The sequence below is a fragment of the Amycolatopsis sp. NPDC043885 genome (genome assembly GCF_056435685.1).
Map to the genome: position 1 here is coordinate 50,882 of NZ_JBWKEA010000010.1, position 12,790 is coordinate 63,671.

Here is a 12,790-nt window from a genome sequence, read left to right on the forward strand (position 1 = left end):
CGCTCGCCGCTCCAGCGCGGGTGGCCCGGCTGCGGCGCCATCGGGGTAGTCGACCGGACCCGGGTTCGGCGCGAAGCCGGCCTGGTGCCGAGACCGAGCAGGCCCTAAGAGACGAAGGCGGGTACACCTGGACAGCATGACCGATCGTGTTCCGTGGCAGGCCGACGAGTACCTCGATCTCGCCCGCAGAGCCTGCTTCGTCTGCGAAATTCTCGCCGGCAACGCCGAATATCCTCATCACGTCGCGTACCGGGACGCCGACGGCGTGGTCTTCGCCAGCCGTTTCCCCTCTGTGTTCGGGCATTTCCTCGTAGCCCCGGTCGAACATCGCGAACACGTGATCGGCGATTTCACCGTCGACGAGTACTTGGCCATCCAGCGACTCGTGCACCGCGCGGGCAGCGCCTTGAGTGCTCTGCTGTCGATCGAACGGCTGTACGTGCTGTCCTTGGGCAGTCAACAAGCCAACAGGCATGTCCACTGGCACCTCGCGCCTCTACCGCCTGGCGTCCCTTACGAGCAGCAGCAGACCGCGGTGTTCGACCCGTCGCGCGGCTACCTGGACATCCCCGAAGACGACCTGGCAGACCTCGCGCGCCGTCTCGGGAACCGCCTGACCGGTTGATCGCGAGGGGGGTGTGTGGAAATAGGGACACTCAACGTCTCTTTTTCCACACACCCGTCACGCAACGTGAACCAAGAAAAGCCCGGCTCAGAGCGGGTTGTGCGCCCCCAGTGGCGCGGTGCAGAACGGTCCGCCGACGTACTCCGCCGCGACCCCGGTCGGCGCGGGCAGGTCGGCCAGCTGGTCGGCGTAGGTCTCCGCGTTGTCGAGCGATTTGTAGCCCAGGGCCTCGGCTTCGGCGAGCGAGTAGACCCGGCGCGTGTTGTCCGAGACGCCCCAGATCAGCCGGTAGCCGGGGGAGGGGTAGCTCAGGCAGGCCTCGAAGAGGCGCGCGCCGTCGTCGGGGGAGAGCCAGGTCGTCAGGCCGCGCGGGCCGAGGACGAGCGGGCTTTCGAAGCAGGAGCCGATCCGGATGACGATCACGTCCATGCCGAACCGCGAGTGGTACAGGCTGCCGAGCGCTTCGATGGCCGCCTTGCTGACGCCGTAGTAGGTGTCGGGCCGGGGCGTGGAGTCGGCGGGGAGGCCGTGCTCGCCCGCTTCGTCGTTGCGGCGGAAGCCGACGGAATGGTTGCTGGAAGCCAGGATCACGCGCGGCACACCGGCGGCTCGCGCGGCTTCGAGGACGGTATGGGTGCCGTTGATGTTGACGTCGAGGGTGGCTTCCCACGAGTTCTCGCGGCTGTGCCCGCCCAGGTGGATCAACGCGTCGACACCGGCGCACGCCTCCGCCATCGCCTCCGGGTCGGTCACCGAGGCGGTGATCAGCTCGACGCTCTCGCCGGCCTCGGCTTCGGGCTGCGGAGCCAGGTCGAGCAGCCGCAGTACCCGGCCGGATCGGCGCAGCCGCGGCCGCATCAGGGTGCCGACGATGCCCGCCGAGCCGGTGATCAGGACGCGCTGGTCTGCCATGTGAACCCCTTGTCAGTGAAAGAAAGTAGGGAATGATCAGCGGATGCCGGCGCGACGCAGTTGCTGGCCGAGTTCCGCGGTGATTTCGGCGAGGAGTTCGCCGACGCGCTGGGCATCGGCGTCGGTGACCTCGGTGACCGGCATGGAGCAGCTGATCGCGTCGGTGCCGGGGATGCGGTATGGGATCACGGCCGCGACGCACCGGACGCCGAGGCTGCCTTCCTCGATTTCCGCCGCATAGCCGCGTTCGCGGGTCTTCGCGCATTCGGCGTGCAGCGCTTCGACGGTGGTGATGGTGTTCGGGGTGAGCGCCGACAGCTCTCCGGTCAGGAGCCCGTCGATCTCGGCGTGCGTCAGCTCGGCCAGCAACGCCTTCCCCAGCGCGGTCGCGTGGGTGGGCAGCGTGCGGCCGACCCGGGACACGAGATGCGTCGAGTGCCGTGACTCGCGCGTCTCCAGGTAGACGACGTCGGTGCCCTCGCGGCGCGCGAAATGCGCGGTGTAGCCGGTCTTCTCCCGGATCCGCTCCAGCGCCTCGGTCGCGTACGGGACGACCGGGTCGCGGTCCAGATAGGCCGTGCCGCAGATCAGCGCGCGGACACCGAGGCGGTAGCGGGCGGTGTTGGTGTCCACCTCCAGCCAGCCTGCTTCGAGCAGGGTGCGGAGCAGCCCGTGCAGGCTCGACCTGGGGAATCCGGTCCGCGCGTGGAGATCCGACAGCGAGAGCCAAACGTCGTTCGCGGCGAAGGTCTCGATGAGGTCGATCGCCCGCCGGGCCGATTTGACCCCGGCGGGTTCGGCGGCGGGCGCGCCGTTCGCCACTGTGACAGCGGCTTCCTGCTGTGGCATCCGCGCTCCTCCATCCGGCCGTTGACTTGTGACTCCGGCCATATTAGCGTCCCGAACAGCGTTCTTATGGATGAACATAATCACTATAACAGACTCCGTTCATGGATGTGAACAGGTCGGGCTGGGCCTTCGTGAACGCGGAGAGGAGTCAACGGTGCACGTACTCGACTGGGCGATGGTCTGCGCGTATTTCGCGTTGATGGTCGTGATCGGCTGGTGGTCGCACAAGCGGATCCACGATGTGAAGGACTTCTTCACCGCCGGGGGCCGAATGCCCTGGTGGCTGACCGGGATCTCGCATCACATGTCCGGCTACAGCGCGGTGCTGTTCGTGGCCTACGCGGGCGTGGCCTACACGAGCGGGATCACCGTCTACTTCTGGGGCATGGCCAGCATCGGCATCGGTGTCGGTATCGGGAGCTGGCTGTTCGCCGCACGGTGGAACAGGCTCCGGTCGAAGCTGGGGGTGGCGTCCCCGCTCGAGTACCTCGCGCGGCGGTTCAACGTCCCGACGCAACAGGCGCTCGCGTGGAGCGGCAGCCTGCTGAAGATCTTCGACATCGCGGCGAAGTGGTTCGCGATCGCCACGATCCTCAACGTCTTCGCCGGGGTGGACTACACCTGGGGCATCATCATCACCGGTTCGGTCACGCTGGTCTACTGCACCGTCGGCGGTCTCTGGGCCGACGCGCTCACCGACTTCGGCCAGTTCGTGATCCAGGCCATCGCGGCCATCGCCATGCTCTGGGTGGTGCTGGGCAAACTCGGCGGCGTCTCCGGTCTGTGGACGATGTGGGGCGACCTCCCGCCGAGCCACCTCAACCCGACCACGTCGAAGTTCACCACCGTAGTGCTACTCGTCTACGTGCTGGTGAAGACACTGGAGTACAACGGCGGTATGTGGAACCTGGCGCAGCGCTACATGGCCGCGCCGGATACGCACGCGGCACGCCGGGGCGCACGGCTCTCCTCGATCCTGTACCTGGTGTGGCCGCTGTTCATGATGTTCCCGATGTTCGCGGCACCGCTGCTGATCCCGAACATCGAGAACCCGGACAACGCCTACGCGATCATGACGACGACCTTCCTGCCGCCGGGCCTGATCGGGCTGGTGCTGGCAGGCATCTTCTCCCACACGATGGCGATGGTGTCGTCCGACGCGAACGCGATCTCCGCGGTCATCACCCGCGACATGCTGCCGGTGCTGATCAAGAAGACCCGGCGGTGGACCGAAGCGCAGGGTCTGCTGGCCGCCCGTATCACGACCGCGATCTTCATCGTGCTGACCATGGCGGTCGCCACGCAGGCCCCCAAACTCGGCGGTGTGCTCGGGATCGTGGTGCTCTGGGTCGCGGCCCTGATGGGCCCGATCTCGGTGCCGCTGCTGCTCGGCATGCTCCCGTGGTTCCGCCGGTCCGGCTCCCGCGCGGCGCTGATCTCGTGGGCGGGCGGTCTCATCGCCTACGCGATCGCCTACTACGGCTACAACGCCACCCTCGCGGTCACCGTGTCCACCCCGATCCTGGTCTCGCTGGGGCTGTTCATCGGGCTCGGCTACCTCATGCCCGAGCGCAAGGCCTCCACCGACGAGCTCATCGGCACGATCGACCGCGACGACGACGTCCTACCCCGCAAGTCGCAGGACGGCACCACCGTGCCCGCCTGACCGGGCCCGTACCCGGGACCATCCACAAAGAACGAAAGAGAAATCCATGGCACAGCCCAAGATCGAACTCGACGGCCTACTGGCGTTCCCCTTGACCCCCTTCACCGAGGGGCTGGAACTCGACCTCGACGCCTTCGCGGAAACCGTCGAGAGCCACGTGGCCGCCGGAGCCGGTGCGCTGTTCGTCGCCTGCGGTACGGGCGAATTCAGCTCGCTGTCCCCGGACGAGCACGCAGCGATCCTGCGCAAGGCTCGTGAGGTCGTCGCCGGGCGTGTGCCCGTGTGGGTCGGCGCGGGCGGAGGCGCGGCGTCGGCCCGTGCCGGGATCGCGGCGGCGGAGGCGGGTGGCGCGGACGGCGTCCTCCTCCTGCCGCCGTACCTGGTGACCGGCCCGCCGTCCGGTCTGGTGGACCACGTCCGGTACGCCGTCGGGGACTCCTCGATCCCGGTGATCGTCTACCACCGTTCCACCGGCGTGTTCACCCCGGACTCGGCCGTGGAACTGCTCGGCATCCCGTCGGTGGTCGGCATCAAGGACGGTTTCGGCGACGTCGAACTCATGAGCCGGATCATCACCACGATCCGCTCCGTCGGCACCGACCGGGCCCGGGATTTCCTGTTCTTCAACGGTCTTCCGACGGCGGAGGTCTCCGCGCGCGCCTACGCCGCGGTCGGCGTGGCGCGGTACTCCTCGGCAGTGCACTGCTTCGCCCCCGAGATCGCGGCCCGCTTCCACCGTGCGCTCGCGGAGAACGACGACGCCGTCATGGAGGCGCTGCTCGCCGGGTTCTACCTGCCGCTGGTGGCGCTGCGGGACGAAGGGAAGGGCTTCGCCGTGTCACTGGTCAAGGCCGCCGCGCGCCTGCGGGGTGACAAGGTCGGTTCGGTCCGGCCGCCGCTGGTCGAGCCCGCCGCGGACCAGATCGCCCGCCTGGAGAAGATCATCGACGACGGGTTCGCCGTCCTCAAGGCCGTCGAGGCCGGTGCCTGAAGATGAAGGTTCTCGACGTCGTCCTGACCCCGGTCGCCTTCGCCGACCCCCCGCTGCTCAACGCGATGGGCGTGCACGAGCCCTTCGCGCTGCGCGGTGTCGTCCAGCTGATCTGCGAGGACGGTGTGGTCGGCCTCGGCGAGTCCTACGGTGACCTCGCGTTCCTCGACCAGGTCCGGAAGGTGCTCCCGGAACTGAAGGGACATGACGTGTTCGACCTTCCCGGCCTCCGCCGGAAGGTCGCCACCACCCTCGGCGAAGTCGTCTTCGCCGACGCGCACGGGCTCACCGGCGGCTTCTCCGTCAGCAAGACCGTCGCCAGCGTGTACTCGCTGTTCGAGGTGGCCGCGCTCGACGCGCAGGGCCACTATCTCGGCAGGCCCGTGGTGGACCTGCTCGGCGGCAAGGCGCGCGACGCCGTCGACTTCTCCGCCTACCTGTTCTACAAGTTCGGCGCCCACATCGGTGCCGACGAGGACTCGTGGGGCGAGGTGACCACGCCGGAGGCGCTCGTCGGCGAGGCACGCCGCATGGTGGAGGAGTACGGCTTCGGCTCCATCAAGCTCAAGGGCGGCGCCTTCGAGCCCGACCAGGAGATGGACGGGATCCGCGCGCTCGCGAACGCGTTCCCGGACCACCCTCTCCGCATCGACCCGAACGCGGCGTGGACCGTCGAGACCGGGATCCGGGTCGCCGAAGAACTCGACGGCGTCCTGGAGTACCTCGAAGACCCGACGCCGGGCATCGAAGGCATGGCGCGGGTCGCGGAGAAGGCGAACATGCCGCTGGCCACGAACATGTGCGTCGTGCGCTTCGCGGACATCGAGCCGGCGTTCCGGCAGCGAGCGGTCGGCGTAATACTTTCGGACCATCATTACTGGGGTGGCCTGCGGGACACCCAAGCCCTGTCGACCACGGCGGAATGCTTCGACGTGGGGCTGTCCATGCATTCGAACAGTCATCTCGGGATCAGTCTGGCCGCTATGGTGCACGTGGCCGCGGCGACGCCGCACCTGACCTACGCCTGCGACACCCACTGGCCCTGGAAGACGGCCGACGTCATCGCCCCGGGTGCGCTGGAGTTCGTCGACGGTGCGGTCGCGGTGCCCGACAAGCCGGGGCTCGGGGTCGAACTCGACCCCGACGCGCTGGCGCGGGCCCATGAAGACTATGTCCGAAGTGGACAGACCAAACGGGATGACGTGACCTATATGCGGAAGTTCGTCGGAAGCTTCGAACCGAACACGGCACGGTGGTGACGAGGTGAAGGTCACCGGATACGCCTACCCCTGGGACGTCGTCGACGATCCCGGCTTCGTCGAGCGGGTACGGGAGCTCGGCGTCGACGAGGTCGCCGTCGCCGTGTCGTACCACAGCGCCCGCGCGGCGACGCCCTGGTCGCCCGAGCGCACCTCGGTCGTCGCGCGCCACGCGGCGCTGTACCGGCCGGTGCGCGAGGAGGCTTGGGGTGAGCTGAAGCCCGCCGAACCGGACTGGGTCGAAAGCCGCGACAGCGCGGGCGACGCCGTCCGGATGCTGAACGAGGCGGGTGTCCCGGCGGCCGCGTGGCTCGTGCTGACGCACAACTCCCAGCTGGGCACGGAGTTCCCGGATTTCACCGTGCGCAACTGTTTCGGCGAGCGGTACCCGTGGGCGCTGTGCCCCGGCCAGCCCGCGGTCCGCGAGTACGCGGCGAACGTGACTGCGGAAAGCCTCGCCGGGCTCGACTTCGCCACGGTCATCCTGGAGGCCTGCGGTCCGCTCGGCGCCGTGCACCAGCACCAGCACGAGAAGACCGACGGCGTCTGGTCGCCCGCGGTGGCCCGGCTGCTCTCGATCTGCTGCTGCGACGCGTGTCTCGACGCATGGGCCGCGGCGGGGCAGGACCCGGCGAAGGCGCTGGGCAAGCTGCGGGCCGAGGTCCGGCGGCTGATCGACAGCGGTGACCTCCGTACGACCGAGGACAAGATCCTGCCCACCCTGCGGCAGGTCCTGCTCGACACACGGCAGCGGGCGACCGACGCCCTCCGGCGCGAGGTGCTCGCGAAGATCCCGTCCGGGCCCCGGATCGTGCTGCACGGCGCGATGGACCCGTGGGTCACCGGCGCGCTGCCGGGGCTGACACCGTCGGCCCCGGACGACGTCGACGCGGTGGTGCTGCAGAACTGGGCACCCGGCAGGCCCAGCGTGGGCGCCGTCGCGGCGGCACGGGCGAAACTGCCGGAGAAGGTCGCCGTCGGCAGCTACATCACCGCGGTGGCGGCGAGCCCGGTACCCGACATCGAGGCCTACACCATCGAACTCGGCAAGGCAGGCGCCACCGAGCTGCACCTGTACCACCTCGGCCTCGCCGGCCCGGGGCGCTGGACGGATCTCATCGCCGCCGTCAGCGCCGCGCAAGAACTCTAGGAGACGCAAGAAAAATGAGCCAGGCAACGGATCCCGCCACGCTCGAACAGATCCTCGCGGCCGCCGCCGATGCGGCAGGCACGGCGGCGGCCGCGACCCCAGCCCAGCGCGCCGGATGGCTCAACGCGGCCGCGGACGCCCTCGACGCCGCCGCCGACGAGCTGATCGCGCTGGCCAACCGGGAGACCCATCTCCCGGCCTCGCCGCGACTGCAGGGCGAGCTGAAGCGCACGACGTTCCAGCTGCGCCTGTTCGGCGAAGTGCTGGCCGACGGCGCGTTCCTCGGCGCCACCGTCGACCACGCGGATGCCGCGTGGCCGATGGGGCCGCGGCCGGACATCCGGCGGCTGCTCACCCCGATCGGACCGGTGCTGGTGTTCGCCGCCAGCAACTTCCCGTTCGCGTTCAGTGTCGCGGGCGGGGACACCGCGTCGGCGCTGGCCGCCGGCTGCCCGGTCGTGCTCAAGGCGCACTCGGGGCACCCGCAGCTGTCCGTCCGCACCGGTGAGGTCCTGCGTGACGCGCTCGTCGGGGCCGGTGCGCCGGAAGGGATCTTCGCGGTCATCCACGGCCAGCAGAACGGCGTCACGGCGCTGAAGGACCCGAGGATCCAGGCGGCGTCGTTCACCGGTTCGGTGCCGGGCGGGCGCGCGCTGTTCGACATCGCGACCTCGCGGCCGTCGCCGATCCCGTTCTACGGTGAACTCGGCAGCGTCAACCCAGTCGTCGTCACGCGGGCCGCGATCGACGCGCGCGGTGAAGCGATCGCCAAGGGCTACGCGGGTTCGTTCACCCTCGGTGCCGGCCAGTTCTGCACCAAGCCGGGGCTGCTGTTCCTGCCCGAGGGGCACGGCCTCGAAGACACGCTGCGCGAGGCCGTCGCGGCGATCCCGGCGCAGCCGATGCTCAACGAGCGTATCGCGGCCGGATTCGCCGACGGGCTGGCGAAGCTGAGCGACGTCGCCGGTGTCGAGGTGCTGTCGGAATCCGTTGGCGCGGAAGGGATCTCGCACGGTGCGACCCTGCTCGCCACCACCGCCAAGGCCTTCCTGGCCGACGCCGACACCGTCCGCGAGGAATGCTTCGGCCCCGCGTCGCTGATCGTCACCTACGCAGATCAGGACGAACTGATCAGCCTGCTCGGCGTGATGGAACCCGGCCTCACCGCGACCATCCAGGGTGAAGAGTCCGATGTGGACTGGATCCGCCCGGTGCTCCCGTCGCTGACCCGGGTCGCCGGTCGTCTGCTGTGGAACGACTGGCCGACCGGGGTCACGGTCACCTGGGCACAGGAACACGGTGGTCCCTACCCGGCGACCACCGCGCCGACCAGCACCTCGGTCGGCACCGCCGCGATCGAGCGGTTCCTGCGACCGATCGCCTGGCAGGGCTTCCCCGACACGCTGCTGCCGGAACCGTTGCAGGAGAACAACCCGTGGGACCTGCCCCGCAGGATCGACGGGAAACGCCAGTAAACCTCGTGAGTGGTAAGGACGGTTAGAACCGTCCTTACCACTCACGAGACCCACCACCCGCCGCCGCCCTTGATCCCGTCTCGACCCCCTTGGGAGGCACCGTCATGTCCGGATTCGGTCACTTCGACAGGAGAACGGCTTTGAGGGGAGGCGCGGCCGCGGCCGCTTCGGTGGCGCTCACGACCGCTCTCGCGAGCCCTTCGTCAGCGCGGCCCGCGGCTCCGGGTTCGGCCCCCATCGTCACCGGCTATCGCGAACTGCAGATCGGGATCAACCGGCCCTCGGCGGAACGCACCGCCGCGCTGGCGAACCTGGACCGGGTCGCGAAGGCCTACCACGACAGCATGACGGTCGGCGGCGGTCCACTGTGGAAAGACCTTCCGCTCGGTCCCGGCAGCGAGTTCACGACGTCGATGTACGCGCGGCTCCGCGCGATCGCGGTCAACTGGGGGACCCCGGGAGGCGTGCTGGCAGGCGATCCCGCCGTGCTCGCCCGGATCAAGGGCGCGCTGGAACTGCTGTACACCAGCGATCAGTACAGCGAGAAGACCGCCGAGATCGGCAACTGGTACACCTACGAGATCGGCATCCCGCTCTACCTGCTGCACATCCTCGCGACGGTCGCCGACGAACTGACCGAGGACGAACTCGCCAAGTACCTGAAGCCGGTGCTGAAGTTCTCCGGCGATCCGAACCGCCGCACCAACAATCCGAGCGTCGTCGAGACCGGCGCCAACCGTGCGGACAAGTCGACGATCTCCATCGTCTCCGGCGCGATGCTCGGCGACGTCGAACGGATCAAGCGGGGCGTCGGCGCGTTCACCGACGTCGAAGGCGGGGGAGCGGCAAGTGTCATCGCCAAACTCCACCGCGCGGCGGGCGACGGTTTCCACACCGACGGCTCGTTCCTGCAGCACGACTCGGTGCCGTATCCCGGGCATTACGGGATCATCCTGCTCACCGCGGTCGCGTCCGCCATCCACGTCACCAAGGGCACGGAGTTCGCACTGCCCGCCGACGTGCGCGAGGCGACGTACGCGCTGGTCTCCGACACGTTCGCGCCATTCGTCTACGCGGGTGCGATGATGGAGTCGGTCCGCGGCCGGTTCCTTTCGAGGCAAGGGGAATCCGCGTACGACATCGGGCACCAGCTCACCGGCGCCGTGGTCCTGCTGGCGCGGTCGGCGAGCGGGAAGCGCAAGGAAGAGCTCGGTGGCCTCGCCGCGAAGTGGATCACCGAAGACACTTTCGCGCCGTACCTTGAAATTCCCGATCCCGAACGGTTCGCGCCGGGGCCGGACCTCGTCGGCATCCCCGGTATCGAGTTCGCGCAGGAGCTGCTGGCGACCGAGATCCGGCCGGCGCGGACGGTCGCGGCGCATCGCGTGTTCGGCCAGCAGGACCGGATGGTGCACATCACCGAAGGCTGGTCGGCCTCGCTCGGCGTCGCCTCGACCCGGATTTCGCGGTACGAGTCGATCAACTCGATGAACCTGCACGGCTGGTACGTCGGTGACGGTTCGCTGTATCTGTTCCTGCCCAAGGCGAAGGGACATTTCACCGACGCCTACTGGCCGACGGTCGACCCGCTGTTGCTCCCGGGCACCACCACCAAGACCGACCCGACCCCGAAACTGGAGTCGGTGCCGCTGACGAGCAAGGATCATTGCGGTGGTGTCCGCTGGGACGCGCGGCACGGCGCGCACGCCCTCGACTTCATCTCCCAAGACGGCACACTGACCGCGAAGAAGTCGTGGTTCTTCACGCCGTCGGGGGTGCTGTGCCTCGGCGCCGGGATCACCGACTCCTCCGGTGAGCGGATCCGCACCACGATCGAGAACCGCAACCTCGGCGAGAACGGCTCCGGTGTCCTGCTGGCCGATGGCCATCTCGTCGACGGCTCGGAGTCCTTGCGGCGCAAGCGATGGCTACATCTGGAGAAGGTCGGCGGCTACGTCCTGCTCGACGACGCCGAGGTCACCGCGCTGCGCGAGGACCGGACGGGGACCTGGCGCGACATCGACAAGGGCGCCAACACCAAGGGCACCACGGTGCCGTACACGCGGCGCTACCAGAAGCTGGTCATCGAACACGGGGCCAAGCCGTCGAACGCGAGCTACGCCTACGCTGTCCTTCCCACCGCGTCGGTGCTGGAGACGATCGCCTCGGCCTGGTCGTGGCGTGTGCGGTCCAACACCGCGACCGTGCAGGCCGTCCGGCTGTGGGACGCGACCCTGCTGGCGAACTTCTTCGCCGCGGGCTCCGTCGACGAGGTGTCGGTGTCCGGTCCGGCGTCGGTGGCGCTCGGCCGGACCCGCGACGGCTGGCGGATGGCCGTTTCGGACCCGACGCAGCGGCAGGACGTCCTGAGCGTGACCGTGCGGCGGAAGACCGTCGAGGTGCCGGTGAAGGACACCTTCGGCGCCACGCAGGTCGTCCGCGTTTAGGGGACTTAATGCGATGCGTCAGGTCGGCACCTGTGGGGATTCCCGGCCGCGGTCAATCTCAGGCTGGTCCGTGAAGGGCCCCTTACCTACCTTCAGGGTAGGTAAGGAGGCCTTCACGGCCGGACGCGCCCGCTCCTGCCTCTGACTCGATCGTGCCGACGATCCCCGGCCGACTGTCATTTAGGTCACGTTCTGACCTGAATGGTCCCTACGGTCATCTCATGACCGACATCGAGCAGTTCCGCATCGACATCCCGCAGTCCGATCTGGACGACCTGACCGACCGGCTGGCCCGCACCCGCTGGCCGTCGGCGCTGCCCGGTGCCGAGTGGAGCAGGGGCGTCCCGGTCGCGTACCTCAAGAACCTCGCCGAATACTGGCGAGACGGCTACGACTGGCGCGCGTACGAGAAGCGGCTCAACGACTTTCCGCAGTACACCACGACCATCGACGGACATCGGATCCACTTCCTGCACGTCCGCTCGCCGGAGCCGGACGCGATCCCGCTGATCATGACGCACAGCTGGCCGAATTCGATCGCCGAGTTCCTGAACGTCCTCGGACCGCTCACCGATCCGCGAGCCCACGGCCTCGACCCGTCGCGCGCCTTCCACGTCGTCGCGCCGTCCCTGCCGGGCTTCGGCTTCTCCCCGTTTCCCGAGCCGGCCGACGAGCGGCCGTGGGACATCGCGCGGGTGGCGCGGACCTGGGCGGAGCTGATGAGCCGTCTCGGCTACGAACGCTATGGCGCGCACGGGAACGACGCCGGAGCGCTGGTGACGCCCTGCCTCGCGGTGCACGTGCCCGAGCATGTCATCGGCTCGCACATCACCTCCGGACTCGGCGTGCCGACCGGCGATCCTGCCGAGTTCGAGGGGCTCACCGAACGGGATCAGGCGGATCTCGCGGGACTGTTGGAGCGCTTCGCGGGCGGCAGCGGATACGCGCCGTACCTGTCGAACCGGCCGCAGACGCTCAGTTTCGGCTTCCTCGATTCGCCGGTCGCGCAGCTGGCGTACCTGGTCGAACGGTTCAAGGAGTTCGACGGCTGGCCCGAAGGCGCGGCGCCCGCCGAGCCGATCGACCGCGACCTGCTGCTCACCAACGCGACGCTGTACTGGCTGACCGGGACTGGCGGCACCTCGCTGTGGCCGTACTACGAGGGAGCGGCCGCGATGCCGATCGACCAGACCGTGGTGCCGACCGGCGTCTCCCACGGCGGACCGTCCGCGCTGCGCACGATCGCCACCCGCAAGAACGACATCGTGCGCTGGGCGGATCACGAGAGCCCGAGCCATATGGTCGCGATGGCCGTCCCGGACGACGTGGTGACCGAACTCCGCGAATTCTTCGGAAACCTCGCGAAGTGATGTCGAGCGGTGGTCGTCGGCTCCGACCCAGGGACGAAGCTAAAGT

General features: G+C 68.8%; 10 protein-coding genes. 8 read left to right on the plus strand and 2 right to left on the minus strand.

The window, feature by feature from the left end; genetic code table 11:
• Positions 1–136: 136 nt before the first annotated feature.
• The gene (locus AC069I_RS26490; protein WP_478266599.1) at positions 137–625 is read left to right on the plus strand and encodes an HIT family protein; all 489 of its coding nucleotides are present in this window, start codon (positions 137–139) and stop codon (positions 623–625) included.
• Between the two features lie 87 nt (positions 626–712).
• Here AC069I_RS26490 and AC069I_RS26495 read toward each other — a convergent pair whose 3' ends face one another.
• Together AC069I_RS26495 and AC069I_RS26500 are read right to left on the minus strand one after the other, a co-directional pair.
• Entirely contained in the window at positions 713–1,537 is an 825-nt protein-coding gene (locus tag AC069I_RS26495) for an NAD-dependent epimerase/dehydratase family protein (RefSeq protein WP_478224851.1), read from the minus strand.
• A gap of 36 nt (positions 1,538–1,573) precedes the next feature.
• Complete coding sequence (locus tag AC069I_RS26500; RefSeq protein WP_478266600.1) at positions 1,574–2,386, minus strand: IclR family transcriptional regulator; 813 nt, start codon at positions 2,384–2,386, stop codon at positions 1,574–1,576.
• 154 nt (positions 2,387–2,540) lie between these two features.
• On the opposite strand from AC069I_RS26500, the gene AC069I_RS26505 reads away from it, so the two are divergent.
• From AC069I_RS26505 to AC069I_RS26535, 7 genes are all read left to right on the plus strand, one after another.
• Complete coding sequence (locus tag AC069I_RS26505; protein ID WP_478266601.1) at positions 2,541–4,052, plus strand: sodium:solute symporter family protein; 1,512 nt, start codon at positions 2,541–2,543, stop codon at positions 4,050–4,052.
• A 46-nt stretch (positions 4,053–4,098) separates the two neighbouring features.
• Positions 4,099–5,043, plus strand: coding sequence for a 5-dehydro-4-deoxyglucarate dehydratase (locus AC069I_RS26510; protein WP_478224848.1), 945 nt, complete (start codon positions 4,099–4,101; stop codon positions 5,041–5,043).
• Between the two features lie 2 nt (positions 5,044–5,045).
• Positions 5,046–6,302, plus strand: coding sequence for a glucarate dehydratase family protein (locus AC069I_RS26515; protein ID WP_478224847.1), 1,257 nt, complete (start codon positions 5,046–5,048; stop codon positions 6,300–6,302).
• A 4-nt stretch (positions 6,303–6,306) separates the two neighbouring features.
• The gene (locus AC069I_RS26520; protein ID WP_478224846.1) at positions 6,307–7,452 is read left to right on the plus strand and encodes a hypothetical protein; all 1,146 of its coding nucleotides are present in this window, start codon (positions 6,307–6,309) and stop codon (positions 7,450–7,452) included.
• Between the two features lie 14 nt (positions 7,453–7,466).
• Positions 7,467–8,927, plus strand: a complete 1,461-nt coding sequence (locus AC069I_RS26525; RefSeq protein WP_478224844.1) for an aldehyde dehydrogenase (NADP(+)) — start codon at positions 7,467–7,469, stop codon at positions 8,925–8,927.
• A 104-nt stretch (positions 8,928–9,031) separates the two neighbouring features.
• A complete protein-coding gene (locus tag AC069I_RS26530) occupies positions 9,032–11,374 on the plus strand; it encodes a polysaccharide lyase 8 family protein (protein WP_478266602.1) in 2,343 nt (780 codons plus the stop codon).
• A gap of 221 nt (positions 11,375–11,595) precedes the next feature.
• Positions 11,596–12,744, plus strand: a complete 1,149-nt coding sequence (locus AC069I_RS26535; protein WP_478266603.1) for an epoxide hydrolase family protein — start codon at positions 11,596–11,598, stop codon at positions 12,742–12,744.
• Positions 12,745–12,790 lie beyond the last annotated feature (46 nt).

Bases quoted from the DNA above. Each gene is read 5' to 3' on its own strand.
- AC069I_RS26490 (WP_478266599.1), top strand. From the start codon at position 137: ATGACCGATCGTGTTCCGTGGCAGGCCGACGAGTACCTCGATCTCGCC.
- AC069I_RS26495 (WP_478224851.1), bottom strand. From the start codon at position 1,537: ATGGCAGACCAGCGCGTCCTGATCACCGGCTCGGCGGGCATCGTCGGC.
- AC069I_RS26500 (WP_478266600.1), bottom strand. From the start codon at position 2,386: ATGCCACAGCAGGAAGCCGCTGTCACAGTGGCGAACGGCGCGCCCGCC.
- AC069I_RS26510 (WP_478224848.1), top strand. From the start codon at position 4,099: ATGGCACAGCCCAAGATCGAACTCGACGGCCTACTGGCGTTCCCCTTG.
- AC069I_RS26515 (WP_478224847.1), top strand. From the start codon at position 5,046: ATGAAGGTTCTCGACGTCGTCCTGACCCCGGTCGCCTTCGCCGACCCC.
- AC069I_RS26525 (WP_478224844.1), top strand. From the start codon at position 7,467: ATGAGCCAGGCAACGGATCCCGCCACGCTCGAACAGATCCTCGCGGCC.
- AC069I_RS26530 (WP_478266602.1), top strand. From the start codon at position 9,032: ATGTCCGGATTCGGTCACTTCGACAGGAGAACGGCTTTGAGGGGAGGC.
- AC069I_RS26535 (WP_478266603.1), top strand. From the start codon at position 11,596: ATGACCGACATCGAGCAGTTCCGCATCGACATCCCGCAGTCCGATCTG.